The following is a 19,824-nucleotide window of genomic DNA, read 5'->3' on the forward strand; positions in this document are numbered from 1 at the left end:
AACAAAAATCGATGCGTCGGAAGCTTCAGTTGTTTATATGACACAGCGGCAGCACCGCCCCCCGGGGTTTCGGGTGCCCGACACCTGCCGGTGTCGGGCACCGGAACCATCCGCGGTGCTCCCCGCGGACCATGATGGCCGGTCAGGTACCGTTCGCACATTGCCGGTTTCCGGCAATGTTCACTGAGGTCTGCATGCCGGGTGCGCGTTCGGAGGCCCGTCAAGACGGCGTCAAGGATGCGTCAGGATCTGGGAGCGATATGGCGGAGCGGGAGATTCCCGAGGAATATCTCGAAGGTTATGCCCAGATCCTGGAGGAGGTCGCGGCCACCGGCCGGCGCCTCTCCCGGGACGAGCTGACCTCCCGTCGGGCCCTGGGGGAACGGGCCGCGGAGGCGGGCTTCGGTCTGCGCGACCTGGTACGCACGCACCTGACCGCCACACGTGAGGTCTGGCCGCGAGGCCAGGACGATTCGGCCGAGGAGGCGCTCGCCGCCGTGCAGCAGGCGGTGGACGCGTTCGCCGAGGGCTACGAGCGGGCGCAGCGCCTCGCCGTCCGCCAGGAGGAGGCGGCCCGGCGGGAGTTCATCGACGACCTCCTCTACGGTCGCAGTGACCTGGGCCGGCTCGCCGAACGCGCCGAACGCTTCGGCCTGCGGCTCTCCCATGAGCACGCGGTCGCCGTCGCCCGGGGCCCCGTCGCCTACGACGAGGGCGACGCCGTCCCGCGGCGGGTGGAGCAGGCCCTCAACTCCCGGTTCGGCAACCGCAGCATCCTGCTCACCACCAAGGACGGCCGGTTGCTGTGCATCGCGCCGGGGCACCAGGGCGAGGTGCTCACGTACTTCGCCAAGCAGGCGCACGCCGCCACCGACGGCGGCCAGGTCGCCGTCGGCCGCCCGCAGTCCGGGGCCGGCGGGGTCGTCCAGTCGTACGAAGAGGCACTGAGCACGCTGGAGATCGCCGAACGGCTGGGGCTGGACGAGCCGGTGCTGCACGCCGCCGAACTGCTCGTCTACCCCGTCCTCGCCCGCGACCGCCAGGCCATGTCCGACCTGGTGCACAGCACGCTCGGCCCGCTCACCTCGGCCCGGGGCGGCGCCGAGCCGCTCCTCGGCACGCTCACCGCGTACTTCGATTCGGGCTGCGTGGCGGCGGAGGCGGCCCGGCGGCTCGCCCTGAGCGTGCGGGCGCTGACGTACCGGCTGGAACGCATCCACAAGCTCACCGGTGCCAACCCGGCCGACCCCGCCCACCGTTACATGCTCCAGACCGCGGTCATCGGCGCCCGCCTGCTGGACTGGCCGGCCGAGCAGCTCTGATCCGGACAGCTGCGGTCCGGGGAACTCCGGTGCGGCAGGGCGGGCGGGCGCCGGTGGTTCAGCCGCGGGCCAGGGTGATGTCCTGCCGCAGGGAGGCGTGGGGCAGGGGCAGCGGAACGCCTTCGACGGGGCGCAGCTCGACGAGGGTGACCTCGACGTCGCCGGCACCGGCCTTCAGCGTGTCGGAGGGGACGCTTCCGGTGTTCTCCCAGCTGTGGGTCCGGCCGTCGCACTGTGCCCGGGTGCCGCCGATGCCGTAGCTCGTGACGGCCGGCTCCTGACGGACGGAGGAGCCGACCAGGACCGGCCCGGAAGCATCCGTGCAGCGGTACGTACCGGAGAGCGTGACGCTGCCGTCGGGGGCGATCAGGCCCACGGAGTTCACCGTCACGGAGGCGGGGGACGTGACGGGATCGGCGGAGGGCTCGGGTGCGGCGGACGCGACCGAGGGCGCGGCCACGACGGCGCCGAGCAGCAGCGCCCCGCAGGCCGCCGCACCGGCGAGGACGGTACGCACGGGACGCGCGGGACGCGCGGACCCGGATGCGGTGGCGGACGGGAATACGGACATGGGGGACCTCCTGGAACGCAGGGAACGAGGACTTGAGGTCCCCAGCAGTACCGGGAGAGCGGGCCGGGGCAGGTGACCCTCACCCCTTCGGTGGCGAGTCGGCACCGGCCGTCGGGGAGCCGTCCCGGGAGTGTCCGGGAGCTGTCACGCTTCCCGGCAGGCCGTTCTGATGAGCTCCCGGCGGGAGCGTGGTCCGGGAAGACGACCCGTTCGAATCGATCCACCCATGTGGAGGTGTGCCATGTGTGCCCACCGGACGTCATGTCCCCGGCCCCACGGACAGGCCCCCATGTGGCCGCCGCCCGCCCGGGGCAGGGCTGGAGCCTGCTGTGCGACGGCGCGATCGTCTTCGACGACACGGGCGAACTACTGCCCGACGGCCGCGCGACCGCCCCGCACCGGGTCCCCGCGGACCGCCTCGCCATCGCCGCCCGCCCGACCGGCTTCGGCTTCGGCTTCGGCACAGCGCGGCGCACACACGGCACGGCGCAACGCGTCGCCCGGCGCAAGGAAACGCCCCGTACCGGAACCTCCCTGTCCGGTAAGGGAGATGACCAGGCGTGATGCCGATGCCCCGGAGAGGGGTGCCGATCGGCACGACCTAAGATGATCAACGTGTCCGACCAGCCTGCCCCACGGTCTCTCATCGTCACGCTCTACGGCGCATACGGCCGCTTCGTGCCGGGTCCCGTACCCGTCGCGGAGCTGATCCGGCTGCTGGCCGCGGTCGGCGTCGACGCTCCCGCCGTGCGTTCCTCGGTGTCCCGGCTCAAGCGGCGCGGGCTGCTCCTGCCGGCCCGCACCGCACAGGGCGCGGCGGGCTACGAACTGTCGCCGGACGCCCGCCGGTTGCTGGACGACAGCGACCGCCGCGTGCACGCCGCCGCGAGCCCCGGGGACGAGGGCTGGGTGCTCGCCGTGTTCTCCGTGCCGGAGTCCGAACGGCAGAAGCGTCACATCCTGCGCTCCCGCCTGTCCGGCCTCGGCTTCGGCACCGCCGCTCCGGGCGTGTGGATCGCGCCGGCCCGGCTGCACGAGGAGGCCCGGCACACCCTGGAGCGGCTGCGGCTGGACGGTTACGTCGACCTCTTCCGCGGCGAGCACCTCGGGTTCACGCCCACCGCCGAGGCGGTCGCCCGCTGGTGGGACCTGGCCGGGATGGCCAAGGAGCACGAGGCGTTCCTGGACCGTCACGCGCGCGTACTGGACGCCTGGCGGCAGCGCGAGGACACCCCGCCCGAGGAGGCGTACCGCGACTACCTCCTCGCCCTCGACTCCTGGCGCCGCCTCCCCTACACGGACCCCGGGCTCCCGCCCGGGCTGCTCCCGGAGGGCTGGCCGGGTACGCGCTCGGCGCACGTCTTCCAAGGCCTGCACACACGCCTGCGGGACGCGGGGGCGGTCTTCGCGGGCCTGTGACACGTGCCACACGACACGTGAGCAGGGCGCGCCATGCGGCTCACGGCTCACGAAGCTTCCTCCCGGCCTCGCGCGTCACTGATCCGTGACCACCGTCATGATTGCGCGACAGGCGGGCTGGGCATGATCGACGCGACGGGCCCGAGGGCCCGTCCGGCGGGGGCGGGGAGCCGTGCCGTCCGCGCGTCCCGGAGGCGTGACGTCCGTCATGGGCCGACGACATCCCCCTGGGGGCCACGCCGTACCATTGAGTGATTGAAAGCAGGACCGCTTACCTGCTCTCCATGATCGGATCCAGCGTGTACGAACCCTCGACCTCCGCCTCCTGGCGCGTCGCACTGCCGCACACCACCGCGGCCGTGCCCGTCGCCCGTGCGCTGGTCCGTACCGCGCTGGCCGAGCGGGAACACGCGGCGGACAGGGACACGGCGGAGCTGCTCACCGCCGAGCTGGTGGCCAACGCCGTGGAGCACACCGCCGGGGGCGCGCCGATCGAGCTGGTGGTGGAGTTGCTGCCGACCGGCTGCCGGGTCGAGGTGCACGACACCGATCCGCGGGCGCCCGTCGACCTGACCCGCCCGCCGCTCTGCGAGCCGGACCCCTGGCAGGAGCACGGGCGCGGGCTGCTGCTGATCCGCACCCTGAGTTCGTCGTGCGGCCACCGCCCGACCGCGTCGGGCAAGGCCGTGTGGTTCCGGCTGCCGGCGGTGCCACGCCAGCGCCGGCCCGACTGAGCGGACCGGCCGACGCCGTCCCCCGCTCAGGCCAGGGTGGCCACCAGGACCGCCTTGATCGTGTGCATCCGGTTCTCCGCCTCGTCGAAGACGACCGAGTGGGCCGACTCGAACACCTCGTCGGTCACCTCCAGTGACTCCAGGCCGTGCTTCTCGTACACCTCACGGCCGACCCGCGTCCCCAGGTCGTGGAAGGCCGGCAGGCAGTGCAGGAAGCGGACGTCCGGGTTGCCGGTGGCCCGCAGCACGTCCATCGTCACCGCGTACGGCGCGAGGGCGGCGATCCGCTCGTCCCAGACCTCCTGCGGCTCCCCCATCGAGACCCAGACGTCGGTGACGACGAAGTCCGCGCCCGCGACGCCCTCGGTGATCTCCTCGGTGAGTGTGATGCGGGCCCCGCCGGCCTCGGCGAGCGCGCGCGCCCGGTCGATGACGTCCTGGGCGGGCCAGTACGCCTTCGGGGCGACGATGCGGACGTCCATGCCCAGCAGGGCCGCGGTGACGAGGTAGGAGTTGCCCATGTTGAAACGGGCGTCGCCGAGGTAGGCGAAGGAGATCTCCGTGACCGGCTTCCCGCCGCCGTGCTCGGTCATGGTGAGCACGTCGGCGAGCATCTGGGTGGGGTGCCAGTCGTCGGTCAGACCGTTGTAGACGGGCACGCCCGCGTACGCGGCGAGGGTCTCGACGGTGGACTGGGAGTCGCCCCGGAACTCGATCGCGTCGAACATCCGGCCGAGCACCCGCGCGGTGTCCTTCGCGGACTCCTTCTTCCCGATGTGCGAGCCGCTCGGGTCGATGTACGTCGTGGAGGCACCCTGGTCGGCGGCGGCCACCTCGAAGGAGCAGCGGGTGCGCGTCGAGGGTTTCTCGAAGATCAGCGCGATGTTCCTGCCCCGGAGGTACCGGGTCTCGGTGCCGGCCTTCTTGGCGGCCTTCAGCTCCGCGGCCAGGTCGAGCAGGCCGAGGAACTCCTGCGCCGTGAAGTCCACCTCCTTGAGGAAGTGGCGGCCGGCGAGGGCGGTCGGGACTGTCGCCATGGGGCGCTCCAGAGGTACGGGGCAGGGTCGGGCCGGGTCGGACACGAGGACGTTTGGAAGTCTATACGAGCATCGACATTTATATGCGCCTTCTGTTCCCGGGGTTTCCCCTAGACCGCGTCCCGCTCGACCGGGCAGCTCATGCAGCGCGGTCCGCCCCTGCCCCGGCCCAGTTCGCTGCCGGGGATCTCGATCACCTCGATGCCCTGCTTGCGCAGGTGCGTGTTGGTGGTGACGTTCCGCTCGTAGGCGACGACGACGCCCGGCTCGACGGCCAGGACGTTGCAGCCGTCGTCCCACTGCTCGCGCTCGGCGGCGTGGACGTCCTGGGTCGCGGTCAGCACCCGGATCTCGTTGAGCCCGAGCGCGGCGGCGATCGCGCGGTGCATGTGCTCCGGCGGGTGGTCGGTGACCTTCAGTTCCCTGTCCCCCGAGCCGGGTTCGATGGTGTACGAACGGAGCATGCCGAGGCCCGCGTACTGGGTGAAGGTGTCGCCGTCGACCATCGTCATCACCGTGTCCAGGTGCATCACGGCGCGTCTCTTCGGCATGTCGAGGGCCACGATGGTCTCGGCGGAACCGGCGGCGAACAGCTTGTGCGCGAGCATCTCCACGGCCTGCGGGGTGGTCCGCTCGCTCATGCCGATCAGCACCGCCCCGTTGCCGATGACCAGGACGTCCCCGCCCTCGATGGTGGACGGGTAGTCGGCCTGCCCCTCGGACCAGAGGGGGAAGCTCTCGTCGCGGAACAGCGGGTGGTGCCGGTAGATGGCCTCGAAGTGCACGGTCTCGCGCTGCCGGGCGGGCCACCGCATGGCGTTGATGGAGACGCCGTCGTAGATCCAGGCGGAGGTGTCGCGGGTGAAGAGGTGGTTGGGCAGCGGGCGGAGCAGGAAGTCGTCGAGTTCCATGGCGTGGAAGCGCACGGACGTCGGTTCCGGGTGGACGTCCAGGAACTCCCGCTTGGTCATCCCGCCGACCAGCGCCTCGGTCAGTTCGGCCGACGGCAGCGTCTCGAACGCCGCACGGAGGTGGTCGGTGGCCAGCGGGCCGTACTCCTTCTCGTCGAAGACACGGTCCAGGACGAGCGAGCGGGCCGCCGGGACGTCCAGCGTGGAGGCGAGCAGGTCACCGAAGAGGTGGACGGTGACCCCCCGGTCGCGCAGGACGTCGGCGAACCCGTCGTGCTCGGCGCGCGCCCGGCGCACCCAGAGCACGTCGTCGAACAGCAGGGCGTCCTTGTTGCTGGGGGTGAGCCTTTTGAGCTCGAGATCGGGCCGGTGCAGGATGACGCTGCGCAGCCGTCCGGCCTCCGAGTCGACGTGGTAGGTCATGTCTCCATCCTGACCACCGGAGGGGGTGTTCACCCCTCCGCGGACGGGACGGACATCGGCCGGCACGGGCGGCCGGTGCGCCGCCGGCGCAGCGCCGGGACGGGGGAGCGGGCCCGGCCCGTCGCCGTCGGGCACCCGGACCGCGACCGGTCTGCGCACTGACGACGATCCGGCCCGGCGGCACGGGGTCGGCCGCGAGGAGTGCGCCGGAGACGGGGAACGGCCCGGCCCGCCCTGCCCCGCGTCCCTCGTCTCCGCCCCGACGCCCGTACCCACGTCCTCGTCGGCCCGCCCGGCAGACCGGTCCGGGCGGGAACGCCGCCCGGACCGGCCGTGCCCGGGCGGGTGTTCGCTACAGCCGCGGGTCGACCGGCTCCGACTCCAGTGCCAGGACGCCGAAGACGGCCTCGTGGACCCGCCACAGGGGTTCACCGTCGGCGAAACGGTCCAGGGCCTCCAGGCCGAGGGCGTACTCGCGGATCGCCAGGGACCGCTTGTGGCCGAGGGAACGGCCGCGCAGCCGGGCCAGGTTGTCGGGGCGCGTGTACTCGGGACCGTAGATGATCCGCAGGTACTCGCGGCCCCGGCACTTGATGCCGGGCTGCACCAGGCGGCCCTTCGGATCGCGGGCCAGGGCCCCCACCGGCTTGACGACCATGCCCTCACCGCCGCGTCCCGTCATCTCCAGCCACCAGTCGACGCCCGCCCGCACCGACTCGGGGTCGGCGGGGTCGACGTACAGGCGCCGGGTGGTCTGCAGCAGTCCCGTGGGATCGTGCTCGACCATGCGGTCCAGCAGGGCGAGCTGCTCGTCGTGCGGCAGTCCGGCGAGGCTGCGGCCCTCGACCGCGAGGATCTGGAACGGTGCGAGGCGTACGCCGTCCAGCCGGTCGGTGCTCCAGCAGTAGCGGCGGTACGCCTGCGTGAACGCGTCGGCCGCGCCCGCCCGTTCCCGCTGGCGTTCCAGCAGTTCCCCCACCTCGACACCCCGGGCGGCGGCGCTCTCCAGGGCCGCCAGGGCCCCCGGGAACACCGCGCCGCTGGCGGCGCCCACGGCGGCGTACTGCGAGCGCAGCAGTCCGGACGCCTTCAGCGACCACGGCATCAACTCGGCGTCCAGCAGCAGCCACTCCGTCCCGAGGGTCTCCCACAGACCGGCGTCGGTGACCGCCGTGCGCAGCCGGCCGAGGATCTCCTCGGTGACCGCCGCGTCGTCGAAGAACGGGCGGCCGGTGCGGGTGTAGAGCGATCCGGCCGGGCCGCCCCCGACGCCGAAGCGCCGGGCGGCGGCGTCCGCGTCCCGGCAGACCAGGGCGACCGCGCGTGACCCCATGTGCTTCTCCTCGCACACGACGCGCCCGACCCCGTCCTCCTGGTACTGGGCGAAGGCCTCGGCCGGGTACTCCAGGTAGCCGTCCAGGTGCGAGGCGGCGGTGGGGGCCATGGTCGGCGGGAGGTACGGCAGCAGGCGCGGGTCGATCGCGAAGCGGCTCATGACCTCCAGCGCCGCGGCCGCGTTCTCCTCGCGCACGGCCACCCGGCCGGCGTGCCGGGTCTGAACGGCCCGGCGGCCGTGGACGTCGGCGAGGTCCAGCGGGCGGCCGTCCTGCCCGCCGGGGGCCTCGGTACGCAGTGGGCGGGCCGGCTCGTACCAGACCCGCTCGGCCGGTACGTCGACCAGTTCCCGCTCCGGCCAGCGCAGCGCGGTGAGCTTGCCGCCGAAGACGGCGCCGGTGTCCAGGCAGATGGTGTTGTTCAGCCAGGTCGCCTCCGGGACCGGGGTGTGGCCGTAGACGACGGCGGCGCGGCCCCGGTAGTCCTCGGCCCACGGGTAGCGCACCGGCAGGCCGAACTCGTCGGTCTCGCCGGTGGTGTCGCCGTACAGCGCGTGCGAGCGGACCCGGCCGGAGGTGCGGCCGTGGTACTTCTCCGGCAGACCGGCGTGGCAGACGACGAGCCGGCCGCCGTCGAGGACGTAGTGGCTGACCAGACCGTCGATGAACTCCCTTACCTCTGCGCGGAATTCCTCGCTCTCCTGGTCCATCTGCCCGATGGTCCCGGCGAGGCCGTGGGTGTGCTGGACCTTGCGGCCCCTGAGGTACCGGCCGAGCTTGTTCTCGTGGTTGCCGGGGACGCACAGCGCACTGCCCGACCTCACCATGGACATGACCCGGCGCAGCACGCCCGGGCTGTCCGGCCCGCGGTCGACGAGGTCGCCGACGAAGACCGCGGTGCGGCCCTCGGGGTGGACGCCGTCGGTGTAGCCCAACACACCCAGCAGCGACTCCAGTTCGGCGGCGCAGCCGTGGACGTCGCCGATGATGTCGAAGGGCCCGGTGAGGTGGGTGAGGTCGTTGTACCGCTTCTCGGTGACGACGGTGGCGTTCTCGACCTCGTCGACACCGCGCAGGACGTGCACCTTGCGGAAGCCCTCGCGCTCCAGGTGCCGCAGGGAGCGCCGGAGTTCGCGGGTGTGCCGCTGGACGACCCGGCGGGGCATGCCGGCGCGGTCGGCGCGGGCCGCGTTGCGCTCGGCGCACACCTCCTCGGGCACGTCGAGCACGACGGCTATCGGCAGGACGTCGTACTGCCGCGCCAGGTCGATCAGTTGACGCCGGGCGTCCTGCTGGACGCTGGTGGCGTCGACGACGGTGCGGCGGCCGGCGGCCAGCCGCTTGCCCGCGATGCAGTGCAGGACGTCGAAGGCGTCCTTGGAGGCGCTCTGGTCGTTCTCGTCGTCGGCGACCAGGCCGCGGCAGAAGTCGGAGGAGATGACCTCGGTGGGCTTGAAGTGGCGGCGGGCGAAGGTGGACTTGCCCGAGCCGGAGGCCCCGATGAGTACGACGAGGGAGAGGTCGGTGACGGGCAGGACCCGGCTCTCGTTTTCGCGGGGCTGGGCTCCGGTGGCGGTCTCTCGGGTCATGCCGCCTTCGCCTCCTTCCTGTCCTTCGTGGTCTTCGTGGTCTTCGTGTCCTTGGCCGTGTCCCGGGTCACGAACACGGCCATCTGGGTGGGTGGGCCGACCTCGGGGTCCTCCGGCCCCACGGGGGCGAACTCGACCTCGTAGCCGTGTCGTTCGGCGACCTTCTCGGCCCAGGCGCGGAACTCCTCGCGGGTCCACTCGAAGCGGTGGTCGCCGTGCCGGACATGGCCGGCCGGAAGGCCCTCCCAGCGCACGTTGTACTCGACGTTCGGCGTGGTCACGACGACGGTCCGGGGGCGGGCCGCGCCGAACACGGCGTACTCCAGGGCGGGCAGCCTCGGCAGGTCGAGGTGCTCGATCACCTCGCTGAGCACGGCCGCGTCGTACCCCTTGAGCCGCTTGTCGGTGTACGACAGCGAGCCCTGGAGAAGCTTCACCCGGGACGCCTGCCGCTCCCCCATGCGGTCCAGCTTGAGCCGCCGGGAGGCGATGGTCAGCGCGCGCATGGACACGTCGACTCCGACGATCTCGGTATAGGCCGGGTTGCGCAGCAGTTCCTGCACCAACTGCCCCTGTCCACACCCGAGATCGAGCACACGGGTGGCACCGGAGGCACCCAGGGCGGCGACGATCGCGTCCCGGCGCCGCACGGCGAGCGGGGTCGGTTTCTCCTCGGTCCCGGTGTCCGCCTCGACGGCGTTGTCGATCTCCTCGACGTCGCTGTCGTCCGTCTCGGCCAGCCGGACCAGCTCGAGCCGTTCCAGCGCCTGTCGGGTCAGCGACCAGCGGCGGGTGAGGTAGCGGCTGGTGATCAGCGTCTGCTCCGGGTGGCCGGGCAGCCAGCCCTCGCCGGCGCGGAGCAGCTTGTCGACCTCGTCGGGCGAGACCCAGTAGTGCTTGGCGTCGTCGAGGACGGGGAGCAGCACGTAGAGGTGGCGCAGGGCCTGGGCGAGGGTGAGGGTGTCCGCCTCCAGGACGAGGCGGACGTACCGCGAGTCGCCCCAGTCCGGGAACTCGGTGTCCAGGGCCACCGGATCGGCCGTGACCGTCCAGCCGAGCGGCTCGAAGAGCCGTCCGACCAGGGCGGGGCCGCCGCGCGCGGGCAGCGCGGGCACCTCGATGCGCAGCGGCAGCGGCTGCCCGGGCAGCTCCGGGCGGGCCTTGCACACGCCGCGCATCGCGCTGGAGAAGACACTGCTCAGCGCGACGGCGAGCAGCGAGGACGCCGCGTACGGGCGGTCGTTGACGTACTGCGCGAGAGCGGCGTCGGGGGCGCCGCCGCGCCCCTTGCCCTTGCCCCGCCGGACCAGTGCCACCGCGTCCACCTCCAGCAGCAACGCCGCCGTGCACCGCTCGGCGTCCGCCTCGGGGTAGAGGACGTGCGCGGTGCCGTAGGACAGATGGGCCGAGAAGGGGCTTTCAGGGTGCTTGTGGAGGAGGAAACCCATGTCGGTGGCAGGGTTGGTCTTGTCGCCGGTGGTCGAGATCGTCAGGAACACGTGACCGAGTATGGGTGGCGCGGGGCCCGTGCCGGTACTTGATTGCCTCGCGACAACAGCGGACCCTCACCGGGCCGGCAGGCGTCCGGCCACACGGGGAAGCTCCGGTCCGCCGTTCGCCGGCCCCCGACCGCCGCACGGTGAGGGGGCACGTCCCGTCCCTGCCTTACAGCGCGGGGGCCAAGGGGCCACCCGGGAGCCTCCCCGGGTGGTCGCCCGGCTGCCGCGGGGACCGCGCCTGGAGGCGGTCGGCGTCCGCCTGGCATAGCGTTTCCCGTGAGGGCCGGGTCGACAGCGGCGACAGGAACGGCGGACCAGCGGTGGAGCAGTACGAGGGCAGAGCTTCCCCCCGGGCGGATGACGGGTGGTGGTCCGGTCGGCTGCATGAGCTCTGGCGTGTCGCCGATACGGCGCAGGACGTGACAGAGCTGGAAGTCTTCCTCTACGACATGCTGCTCCGTATGCCCGGTGTGCTGGCCGTCGTAGGCACCCGCTGGAGCGGGGGGCTGCTGCACTATCTGCGGAGTGTCACCCTGGCGGAGCCGACGCCGTCGTTCATTGAATTCGAACAGAATTTTGGCGAAGCTGCCGCCGTAGGTGCTCCGGTCGACGATCCGACTGTCACGGTTCACGAGGTGTCGGGGCTCGACGGCGCCATGCCGCATGTCCGGGTTCTGGCGGCGGCGGGCGTTCGGAGCGTGGCCGAGTGTGCCGTGCCGCTGGGGCAGGGCGGCTGGACGTCGTTCATGGTCGGCACCGCGGCCGGGGACACGGTCGATGCGACACTGCGGGCCCGGCTGAAGCAGGTGGCCGAGGTCACCATGGTCTCCGACAGGCGCATCATGGCGCGGCGCGAGAACGAGCTGCGTCGGGTGAGTGACGCCTTCCTGGCGGAGGCGTCGTTGCAGATGGATTCGAGCCTCGATGTGGAGAGGACCGTGCAACGGGTGGCTCGGACGGCTGTTCCCGCTGTCGCCGAGGGGTGCGTCCTGCACCTGCGTCTCTCCGGCGGACTGACTCCCGTGGCCTACTCGCACATGGACGCGGGCGAGCAGCAGTGGCTCGGTGCGGTCGCGGCCGGGGACCGCTGGCTCACCGATGTGCTGCAGCGGGTCGCCGACCGCGGGCAGGGGCTGGTGCTGCAGGGCGACGAGCTGGGAGGCGGGCCCTTCGGGCCCGCCTCGTCCGGGGCGGGGCGGGCCGTGCGCGCGCTCAGTGTGAATCCCCTCAAGGCCCGGGGGCGGGCCCTGGGCACTCTGACATTCCTGTACCACCGGGCGGACATCGCCGAGGTGCCCTCGCGCTTCCTCGCCGATCTTGCCGACCGGGCCGCGTTGGCCATCGATACCAGCACCCTGTACGAACAGCGGCGCCGGCACGTGGTCTCCCTCCAGCGGCATCTGCTGCCGAGGGCACTACCGCGGATTTCGGGTCTCGCTCTGAGTTCGGCATACGAGGTGGGCGATGTCTCGCTCGATGTGGGTGGTGACTTCTATGACGCTGTCCCGGGGCCGCGGGGCGGTGTGACGCTCCTCATCGGTGACGTCTGCGGTCGCGGGGCGGAGGCTGCGGGACTCACCGGTCTGGCCCGGCATACCCTGCGCACCCTGCTCGAGGACGGCAGAACGCCCGAGCACGCGCTGGGACGGCTGAACCAGGCTCTGATCAGGGAGAGCACGTCCCGCTTCGTGACAGCGCTGGTAGCGGTGCTGGTGCCGGACGGAATGGGATTCCGCCTGCGTTATTGGAACGCCGGGCATCCGGCGCCTCTGGTGCGGCGTGAGGACGGCGCTGTGGAGGAGCTCGCCGCCCACGGTGATCTGCTGGGTGTACTGGAAGAAATCGAGTACGGATCCGGGTCGGCGCATGTGGCGCCGGGGGGCGCGCTGGTGCTGTTCACCGACGGGGTGACCGAGGCGAGAGCGGCTGACGGAACGTTCTTCGAATCCTGCCTGCAGGACGCGGTGACCCGGCAGGGAGCCGGTGAGGCCCGAGGGTTCGCCGAACGGCTGGCAGCGGCTGTCGTGGAATTCCGGGCCACGGGTGCGGACGACATCGCCGTGCTCGTCGCACAGGTGGAGGCGGTCGCGTGAGCGGGCCGGCCGGGGATGCGGGGATCGATCACGATCTCGTCTGGGTGGTCGAGGATTCGGCGGAGGACGCCGAGGCGATCCGGCGGGCGCTCGGCAGCACTCATCCGGATCTGACGCTGCTGTTCACGGACAGGGGGGCCGGAGTCGTCGAGCGGTTGCTGGAAGCCGCCCCGCGACCGGGGCTCGTCCTTCTGGACCTGAACATGCCCGGTCTCAGTGGAGCCGCGGTGCTCCGGTCGATCCGCTCCATGCCTGAACTGAACAAGGTGACCGTGGTCGTCTTCACGTCGTCCACCGCGCCGGACGAGGTCGACGCGACCTACGCGGCAGGGGCCGACAGCTACATCTACAAGCCGGTCAACTTCGAGCTCTTCCGTACCGTTCTGAAGGGGGCCGTGGACTACTGGCAGAGAAGGGCGAAGGGTGGGGGCGAGGGCCCCTCCGCTCAGTCGTCGTCTTCCTGACCCAGGGTGAAGTAGAAGGTGGTCCCACGGCCCGGTCCGCTTTCGAGCCACACCTCGCCGTCGTGCCGTTCCACGATCCGTTTGACGATCGCGAGACCGACGCCGGAGCCTCCACCGCGCTCGTCCGGCCCGTGCAGTCTGCGGAACAGCTCGAAGACCTCACCCTGCTGGTCGGCCGGAATGCCGATGCCGTTGTCACGGACCACGACGGTCTGCCGGGGGGTCCCGCCTGCCGGCGTGCGGAGTGTGTCGACCAGGACCTCGACCGTGCGGTCTCCTTGATCGGCGGCGTACTTGGCGGCATTCACCAAGAGGTTGACCAGGACCTCGTAGAGCCGGTGCTCATCGGCGTACACCTCGGGCAGATCTCCTCTGATGACCCGCACGTGGGCCTCGGCCAGACGTTCCCCGGCCACGTCGAGTGCGGAGTCCAGCACCCGGTCCAGTGGGACACGGATGCGGTGCAGCCCGCCTCGGCCCAGCTGGGCGAAGCGCAGCAACGAGTCGAGCAGGTCGTCCATTCGGCCGGCCAGTCGCCGCATGGTGAGAAGCCGTCGGACGGTCGTCGCGTCGAGGTCCGCCGCGGCGTCCTCCATGACGAAGGTCGCGGCGTTGGAGATGCCTCGCAGTGGTTCCTTGAGGTCGTGGGCCGCCACGTGGGCGAACGAGTCGAGGTCGGAGTTGGTGATGCGCAGCTGTTCGTTGAGCGAGGCCAGTTCGGCCTCGTGCCGGAGTACGAGACCGGTCAGCGTGCGCCAGAGCTCCCGCGCGGTGGCGCGGTCGGCCGGCGTCCAGGGCAGGCTCTGTCCACGTACCGCCGCGCGGAAGACCGCACCCGACCCGCGAGGGGTGAGCCGTTCGCCCCGCGGGCCGACCTCGACGGGCCGGGAAGGGTCTGTGGCCCATTGGCGGGCGGTGGGACGGTCCCTGCGGAACCAGGCGAGGAAGTCACCCGCACGGCTCAGCGTCACCATCAGGACCCCCGCCGGAGCGCCTTCCGTCACGTCGCCGCCGGGTTGGTCCGGTTCCTCGGACAGGCGGTCCGTGCTCCAGACAGTGCCCGGTGACCACCCTGCCGCGCGTGTCCGGAGGGTCTCCAGCAGAGCGGGCGCCACACTCATCCCGCTGGTGGTGCTGCGGCCGCCGCGGCAGAGCGCCGCACCGTCGGCGTCCAGCAGCGTTCGGAGTGCTTCGTCGTCTGCCAGGAGCGAGTGCTCCAGATCGGACGTGAGCCGGGAGGTGATCCGGTCGAGGCGCTCACGGGACGTGCGGAGCGCCTCGGCCTGCTCTCGTTCCTCGACGACCGCGAGTTGCAGGGAGAAGGCGACGCCGAAGAACTCGCATGCCGCCCGCAGTTCCGGGGGAATCGTGGCGGCGGCGTCTCCATGACAGGCGATCAGCCCCCAGAGCTTGCCCTCCCGAAGGACGCTCACCGACATCGACGACTTCACACCGAGGTTCCGCAGGTACTCCAGATGAAAGCCGGACACGGTGCGCAGTACGGAGTTCGACAGGTCCAGCGGCAGGCCGGAGTCGGCCTGCCGCGGGGGGTGCAGGCCCGCACTGGTGTCGTCCACGTCGGGGATCACCCGGATCCAGTTGTCGCGGTAGAGCCGCCTCGCCTGGGGTGGGATGTCACTGGCGGGGAACCAGAGCCCCAGCCAGGGCTCGTGGCCGTCGGTGAGCACCTCCGCGACCACCTCTCCCGGCCCGTCCTCGTCCTCGAAGCGGTAGGCGACCACCCGGTCGAAGCCGGTCAGCGCCTGGACCTCATGGGTGGCCGCCTGGCAGCACTCGACTACTGTCGTCGACGACCGAAGCCGTGTCAGGGCCCGCCGGACACCCTGGTAGTAGGACGCGAAATGCGGCAACGCGACGGTTCGGGGCTCGCACTCCAGGATGATGAGGGGCCCCTGCCGGTGTGCGGTCACGTCGAACATCCGGGGGGTGCCTGCCACGTCGATGGAGACGGGGAGAACCAGGCTTGCCGCCTCGTGCTGAGCGCTGACCTCCAGAGCCTGGGCCCAGTCCTCGGGGGACAGCACCCTCGTGACGGGTCCCCCGACCAGTTCCTCGGCCGCGATTCCCAGCAGGCCGCCGGTGTTCAGGGCTGCGGTGTGCACGGTGCCGGTATCGGCCTCCACCGCCAGCAGGGTGCCGTGGGACTGGATCCGGCCGAGCAGGTGAATGGGCTCCTGAATGCATTCGCCGAGGTCGAAGCCGATGGCCGCCGTGGCTTCGGCCTCCCGCCCGGGGTCCGGAAGGGACATCTCTTCTCCCACGTACCGTGTTCTCGATCCGGTCTGGTCGGCTGCCCGGCCCGCCGCGATCCTTCCACGGCGCCCTGGGGTCGGAGGGCTGCGGCGGGCGCGTGTCGTCGCTTCTGACGGCGGCCGCCCGCACGGCCTTCTCGGTCCGTTCGTCGCCCACCGCGTCCTTTCCGTGCCGCACGCAGCCGGAAGCGGGCACCGCGGCCCCCACCAGGACCGGCGTTCTCGTGAGCGGTGTGCGGTGTGCGGTGTGCGACCGGCACATGTGGTGCCGGTGCTGCCCTCATCCGCTGTCGCTGCCCTCGGAGGCGTGAACGAGGACGGACGGCGCACCGCGAACTTCCGGGTCCACCTCGTCCCAGCGGTCCTGGCACTGGCCAACCCGCCATGGCGGCGAGACGTACGGCTGGACCCGTCAGCGTTCGAGAACCTGGACCGCATCCTCCATACGCTCTTCGACGACTTCTGCGATGCCGACAACCCCGAGAGCCGCCTCGGCACCGGTCCGAGGACCGAGGAAGAGGTCGCTCTCACGCGGCAGCTCGGTGCCGCACTCAACGCGGCGACCGGCCGACGCACCCGACGACACCGACGAGGAGCACCTCGCTGCGCGAGCGTGGTCCGGCTTCCGGGCGTCCAGGGCGCTCCAGGCCGCCGTGGCGGTGCGGTCGGCCGCCACCGGGAAGGGCCTTTGCCGAATGAGCTGGGCGGCCCCGAGCCCCTGCTTCTCCAGGGCTTCGGGCCTGCCGGGAGTGCGTGCGGGTCTGCCGACGGCCGACCTGGCCATGCGGGCCGTGCGGGCGGGTCTGCCCGCACGGCCGGAGGGGCTGGCTAGCTCAGCTGGGGCTGGACCTGGGAGGAGATCAGTTCCAGGTGGTCGAGGTCGGACAGGTCGAGGATCTGGAGGTAGATGCGGCGGGCGCCGGCCTCGGCGTAGCGGCCGATCTTGTCGACGACCTCGGCGGGGGAGCCGGCGAGGCCGTTGGTACGCAGTTCGTCGGGCTCGCGGCCGATCGCGGCGGCGCGGCGGGTGATCTCCTGTTCGTCCTTGCCGACGCAGGCGACCAGCGCGTTGGAGTACACGAGGGCGTCGGGGTCGCGGCCTGCCTCCTGGGCGGCGGCGCGCACCCGGCCGAACTGGCGCTCGCTGTCCTCGACGGAGGCGAAGGGCATGTTGAACTCGTCGGCGTACCGCGCGGCCAGCCGGGGGGTGCGGACGGCGCCGTGGCCGCCGATGAGCACCGGGACCTTGGGCTGGGCCGGCTTGGGGAGGGCCGGCGACCCGGTGAGGTCGTAGTACGTGCCGTGGAAGTCGTAGGTCTGGCCGGTCTCCGTGGCCCACAGGCCGGTGACGATCTCCAGCTGTTCCTCCAGGCGGGCCATCTTCTCCTTCGGGAAGGGGATGCCGTACGCCTTGTGCTCTTCCTCGAACCAGCCGGATCCCAGGCCGAGTTCGACGCGGCCGCCGGACATCTGGTCCACCTGGGCGACCTGGATGGCGAGGACGCCGGGGAGTCGGAAGGTGCCGGCGGTCATCAGGGTGCCGAGCCGGATGCGCTTGGTCTCGCGGGCGAGGCCGGCGAGGGTGATCCAGGCGTCGGTGGGGCCGGGCAGGCCGTCCCCGGAACCCATCCTGAGGTAGTGGTCGGAGCGGAAGAAGGCGTCGAAGCCGAGGTCCTCGGTGGCCTTGGCGACGGTGAGCAAGGTGTCGTAGGTGGCCCCCTGCTGGGGCTCGGTGAAGATACGGAGATCCATACCTCCATCCTGCCTGCTCGGTTCCGGTACGGCCCGACCGGCCCGTCGCCCTGTGCCGTACCCGTGCCGTGCCTAGCCGGCCTCGCGTTCGGCGAGGGCCTGGTCGCGCTCCGCCAGTTTGCGGAGCATCTCCAGGACGCGGTCGCGGGACTCGTCCGCCGCGTCGATGGCCTCCACGCACTGCCAGTACGCGCTCTCGTCGTCCGCCGAGGAGGCCATGCCGACCAGCGCGATGCCGACCTCGCCGAGAAGTCCGCCCAGGTGCAGCAGGGCCTGCCGGGCGTCGCCCAACTCGGTGAGCAGGGCGGAGCGCAGCTCGCCCGGGCCGAGCGGCGGGGTGTCCAGCACACCGCAGCCGCGTCCCGCCAGCTCGGTCAGCCCCAGTGCCTCACCGCGCAGTTCGGGCGGGCCGGCGACCGCGAGGCGACTGCCTATCGCCTGCGCGAGTGCCTGCGCCTGCCACACCTCGGCCGAGAGCTCCGGCACACCGCCGGCAGCGGTGAGGGCCCGTCTGCTCGCCGCTATGAGCCGCACAGCGTCCATGCGCCGCCCCTGTCTGTCCGACGCGCTGCCCACGCGTCCGCCCAACTCTCTTCTTCACTACCCAGAGTGAGGCCGTTTGAGACAGAACACCGAACAGAAGGCGGAAATCTGGGGACAACAATTCGAAAACGGTCGACATGCCGAATACGGAGAGTGATGGCGGAGAAGTTCACTCCGGGGAGGGATCCTCCGTGGAGGGCAGCCCGCGGAGGACCCCGTTCAGACCGGGAAGCGGTGCTCGTTGCGGTCGATCTTGGCGTTCAGCGCGGCCAGGGGGTCGATGCCGAGCACCTCGCACAACTGGAGGAGGTACGCGAGCACATCGGCCACCTCGTCGCCGACGCGGTGTGCGGTGTCCGGGTCGTCCATGACGCGGGCCGACTCCTCCGGCGTCAGCCACTGGAAGATCTCGACCAGTTCGGAGGCCTCCACACTGAGCGCGGTGACGAGGTTCTTCGGGGTGTGGTAGGGCTGCCAGTTCCGCGCCGTGGCGAACTCGGCGAGCCTGCGCTGGAGTCCGGCCACGTCGAGCGGGGCGGGCCGGCGGGCGGAGGCAGGGGGGCGCGTCGGGTCGGGCGTGTCAGTCACGGGTCAGGTGTACCACCGTCACGCCGTCCGCCCCCGCGGCCCAGGAGGCGTCGCTCACCGAGCCGACCAGCCGGATGTGGCCGCGCTCGCACATCCGCGCCGCCAGCCGCAGCATTTCCGCGCGCTGGAGCGGGTCCATGCCCCGGTCGAGCCCGTCGGCGAGCACGGTGAGGGTCTGCAGCGCGGCCGGGACCTCGCCGGGCGCGTCGACCTCCAGTACGCCGGGGCCGGTGAGCAGCACCAGCGCGAGCGCGACGTACCGCAGTTCGCCGTCGCCCAGGCGTCCGAGTTCGGTACGGATTCCGTCGCCCCGGTCGAGCAGGGCGCGGACCAGGCCACCGCCGTACGGCTCGGCGAGCAGGCCGGTGACCGGCCCGGCGCATCCGGCGCGTACGGCGGACACCAGGAGTCCGTACCGGATCGCGCACTCGGTGTGGGTGCGCCACAGCACGTCGGCGAGGTTGCCACAGCCGCCGAGCAGCCGCCCGGTGCCGGTCGGCACGGGGTCGCGCATGCCGTCGGGCCGGGGGTCGCAGGCGAAGACCGAGCGCAGGGCGACCACCATCTGCTCGGCGGCGGCCAGCACCCTGCGCTCGCCGGGCGTCCGGCCGGCGACGCGCAGCGGCAGCAGCGCGGTGCCCAGCCGGTCGTCGGGCAGCGGGCCGCGGGTGACCGGGGTGGACCCGGCGGTGTGCCACGCGGCCTGCACGGTGCGGCGCCGGGGGTCGCGCAGCGCGGACTCCAGCAGAACCGTCCCGTCCGCCGTCAGCCGCTCCCCCGCGATCCGCAGCGTGGGTTCGGCCTGGACGGCGACCTCGAGCCGGACCGGGCCCTCGGGGCCGTCTGCGGTGCAGCCGATGCGGAAGCCCCGGCGGTCCTGTGCGTCGGCGCGGGCCCGTTCCGGGACGCACGCGTCCGGTTCGGGGAACGCCTCGCCGAGTTCGGCCCCGCCGCCGAGCCGGGCGAGCGCCTCGTAGGCCCGCAGGGCGCTGGTCTTGCCGCTGCCGCTGGCCCCGGCCAGCAGGGTGAGCGGCCCGAGCGCAAGCCCGGTGTTGCGGTGCCCGGCGAAGGCGGACAGCAGCAGCTCGGTGATGTGCGGCCGGTCGGGGCGCCGGCGCCCCTGGACACCACCGCCCCCGGAGGAGGCCCCGGTGGACGCGACGGCGGGCGGAGAGGGCGCGGAGGAAGACGTGGAGGAAGACCTGGAGGAAGAGGACAGGGGTGACGTGGCCGGCGGCGACGGGTGGGGCAGGGTCATGTGCGGGACGTTAG

Annotated in this window: 16 protein-coding genes and 1 pseudogene; 6 read left to right on the forward strand and 11 right to left on the reverse strand. The window is 72.0% G+C overall.

The window, feature by feature from the left end:
- The first annotated feature begins 260 nt into the window (after nt 1-260).
- A complete protein-coding gene (locus tag ACFWVE_RS27105; protein ID WP_384019093.1) occupies nt 261-1,322 on the forward strand; it encodes a PucR family transcriptional regulator in 1,062 nt (353 codons plus the stop codon).
- 58 nt (nt 1,323-1,380) lie between these two features.
- Here the strand turns inward: ACFWVE_RS27105 and ACFWVE_RS27110 are convergent, their stop codons facing one another.
- Nucleotides 1,381-1,893, reverse strand: coding sequence for a DUF6299 family protein (locus ACFWVE_RS27110; RefSeq protein ID WP_384019096.1), 513 nt, complete (start codon nt 1,891-1,893; stop codon nt 1,381-1,383).
- A 241-nt stretch (nt 1,894-2,134) separates the two neighbouring features.
- Between ACFWVE_RS27110 and ACFWVE_RS27115 the strand changes: the two are divergent.
- The 3 genes and pseudogenes from ACFWVE_RS27115 to ACFWVE_RS27125 form a co-directional block, all read left to right on the forward strand.
- Nucleotides 2,135-2,325 (forward strand): annotated as a pseudogene (locus ACFWVE_RS27115) (DUF5999 family protein); the annotation flags it as partial.
- Between the two features lie 174 nt (nt 2,326-2,499).
- On the forward strand, nt 2,500-3,312 hold the full coding sequence (locus ACFWVE_RS27120) for a PaaX family transcriptional regulator C-terminal domain-containing protein (RefSeq protein ID WP_384019099.1): 813 nt from the start codon (nt 2,500-2,502) through the stop codon (nt 3,310-3,312).
- A gap of 284 nt (nt 3,313-3,596) precedes the next feature.
- Nucleotides 3,597-4,046 carry an ATP-binding protein gene (locus tag ACFWVE_RS27125; protein WP_384019102.1) on the forward strand — a complete coding sequence of 150 codons (450 nt, stop codon included), beginning with the start codon at nt 3,597-3,599 and terminating at the stop codon, nt 4,044-4,046.
- 26 nt (nt 4,047-4,072) lie between these two features.
- On the opposite strand, the gene argF is transcribed toward ACFWVE_RS27125, so the two are convergent.
- The 4 genes from argF to ACFWVE_RS27145 all read right to left on the reverse strand — a co-directional run bounded on the left by argF (nt 4,073) and on the right by ACFWVE_RS27145 (nt 10,839).
- Nucleotides 4,073-5,083: an ornithine carbamoyltransferase gene (gene argF, locus ACFWVE_RS27130; protein WP_384019105.1), complete on the reverse strand. Its 1,011-nt coding sequence runs from the start codon at nt 5,081-5,083 to the stop codon at nt 4,073-4,075.
- Nucleotides 5,084-5,193: 110 nt separating this feature from the next.
- Nucleotides 5,194-6,417, reverse strand: a complete 1,224-nt coding sequence (locus tag ACFWVE_RS27135) for an arginine deiminase (protein ID WP_384019108.1) — start codon at nt 6,415-6,417, stop codon at nt 5,194-5,196.
- A gap of 352 nt (nt 6,418-6,769) precedes the next feature.
- Nucleotides 6,770-9,340, reverse strand: coding sequence for a polynucleotide kinase-phosphatase (locus ACFWVE_RS27140; protein WP_384019110.1), 2,571 nt, complete (start codon nt 9,338-9,340; stop codon nt 6,770-6,772).
- Nucleotides 9,337-10,839, reverse strand: coding sequence for a 3' terminal RNA ribose 2'-O-methyltransferase Hen1 (locus tag ACFWVE_RS27145; protein ID WP_384019113.1), 1,503 nt, complete (start codon nt 10,837-10,839; stop codon nt 9,337-9,339). The genes ACFWVE_RS27140 and ACFWVE_RS27145 overlap by 4 nt, the downstream gene beginning before the upstream one ends.
- A gap of 320 nt (nt 10,840-11,159) precedes the next feature.
- Between ACFWVE_RS27145 and ACFWVE_RS27150 the strand changes: the two genes are divergently transcribed.
- Both ACFWVE_RS27150 and ACFWVE_RS27155 read left to right on the forward strand, forming a co-directional pair.
- Entirely contained in the window at nt 11,160-12,932 is a 1,773-nt protein-coding gene (locus tag ACFWVE_RS27150; protein WP_384019116.1) for a PP2C family protein-serine/threonine phosphatase, read from the forward strand.
- A complete protein-coding gene (locus tag ACFWVE_RS27155; RefSeq protein WP_384019119.1) occupies nt 12,929-13,396 on the forward strand; it encodes a response regulator in 468 nt (155 codons plus the stop codon). The genes ACFWVE_RS27150 and ACFWVE_RS27155 overlap by 4 nt, the downstream gene beginning before the upstream one ends.
- On the opposite strand, the gene ACFWVE_RS27160 is transcribed toward ACFWVE_RS27155, so the two are convergent.
- From ACFWVE_RS27160 to ACFWVE_RS27185, 6 genes are all read right to left on the reverse strand, one after another.
- Complete coding sequence (locus tag ACFWVE_RS27160; RefSeq protein WP_384019122.1) at nt 13,378-15,666, reverse strand: ATP-binding protein; 2,289 nt, start codon at nt 15,664-15,666, stop codon at nt 13,378-13,380. The genes ACFWVE_RS27155 and ACFWVE_RS27160 overlap by 19 nt on opposite strands.
- Nucleotides 15,667-16,081: 415 nt before the next feature.
- Nucleotides 16,082-16,345 carry a hypothetical protein gene (locus ACFWVE_RS27165; protein WP_384019125.1) on the reverse strand — a complete coding sequence of 88 codons (264 nt, stop codon included), beginning with the start codon at nt 16,343-16,345 and terminating at the stop codon, nt 16,082-16,084.
- 152 nt (nt 16,346-16,497) lie between these two features.
- Nucleotides 16,498-17,421, reverse strand: coding sequence for an LLM class F420-dependent oxidoreductase (locus tag ACFWVE_RS27170; RefSeq protein WP_384019128.1), 924 nt, complete (start codon nt 17,419-17,421; stop codon nt 16,498-16,500).
- A gap of 72 nt (nt 17,422-17,493) precedes the next feature.
- On the reverse strand, nt 17,494-17,964 hold the full coding sequence (locus ACFWVE_RS27175; protein WP_384019130.1) for a DUF6099 family protein: 471 nt from the start codon (nt 17,962-17,964) through the stop codon (nt 17,494-17,496).
- A 219-nt stretch (nt 17,965-18,183) separates the two neighbouring features.
- Nucleotides 18,184-18,552, reverse strand: coding sequence for a nucleotide pyrophosphohydrolase (locus ACFWVE_RS27180; RefSeq protein WP_384019133.1), 369 nt, complete (start codon nt 18,550-18,552; stop codon nt 18,184-18,186).
- The gene (locus tag ACFWVE_RS27185) at nt 18,545-19,810 is read right to left on the reverse strand and encodes an ATP-binding protein (RefSeq protein WP_384019136.1); all 1,266 of its coding nucleotides are present in this window, start codon (nt 19,808-19,810) and stop codon (nt 18,545-18,547) included. Before ACFWVE_RS27185 ends, ACFWVE_RS27180 begins: the two co-directional genes overlap by 8 nt.
- Between the last annotated feature and the right edge of the window lie 14 nt (nt 19,811-19,824).

The organism is Streptomyces sp. NPDC058632, assembly GCF_042717095.1.
In the GTDB taxonomy this organism is placed as follows: Bacteria; Actinomycetota; Actinomycetes; order Streptomycetales; family Streptomycetaceae; genus Streptomyces.

Excerpts from the sequence above, each read along its gene's own strand:
- ACFWVE_RS27120 (WP_384019099.1), top strand. The coding sequence starts at position 2,500 with ATGATCAACGTGTCCGACCAGCCTGCCCCACGGTCTCTCATCGTCACG.
- ACFWVE_RS27170 (WP_384019128.1), bottom strand. The coding sequence starts at position 17,421 with ATGGATCTCCGTATCTTCACCGAGCCCCAGCAGGGGGCCACCTACGAC.
- ACFWVE_RS27110 (WP_384019096.1), bottom strand. The coding sequence starts at position 1,893 with ATGTCCGTATTCCCGTCCGCCACCGCATCCGGGTCCGCGCGTCCCGCG.
- ACFWVE_RS27135 (WP_384019108.1), bottom strand. The coding sequence starts at position 6,417 with ATGACCTACCACGTCGACTCGGAGGCCGGACGGCTGCGCAGCGTCATC.
- ACFWVE_RS27105 (WP_384019093.1), top strand. The coding sequence starts at position 261 with ATGGCGGAGCGGGAGATTCCCGAGGAATATCTCGAAGGTTATGCCCAG.
- ACFWVE_RS27175 (WP_384019130.1), bottom strand. The coding sequence starts at position 17,964 with ATGGACGCTGTGCGGCTCATAGCGGCGAGCAGACGGGCCCTCACCGCT.
- ACFWVE_RS27125 (WP_384019102.1), top strand. The coding sequence starts at position 3,597 with ATGATCGGATCCAGCGTGTACGAACCCTCGACCTCCGCCTCCTGGCGC.
- ACFWVE_RS27185 (WP_384019136.1), bottom strand. The coding sequence starts at position 19,810 with ATGACCCTGCCCCACCCGTCGCCGCCGGCCACGTCACCCCTGTCCTCT.
- ACFWVE_RS27160 (WP_384019122.1), bottom strand. The coding sequence starts at position 15,666 with ATGTCCCTTCCGGACCCCGGGCGGGAGGCCGAAGCCACGGCGGCCATC.
- argF (WP_384019105.1), bottom strand. The coding sequence starts at position 5,083 with ATGGCGACAGTCCCGACCGCCCTCGCCGGCCGCCACTTCCTCAAGGAG.
- ACFWVE_RS27140 (WP_384019110.1), bottom strand. The coding sequence starts at position 9,340 with ATGACCCGAGAGACCGCCACCGGAGCCCAGCCCCGCGAAAACGAGAGC.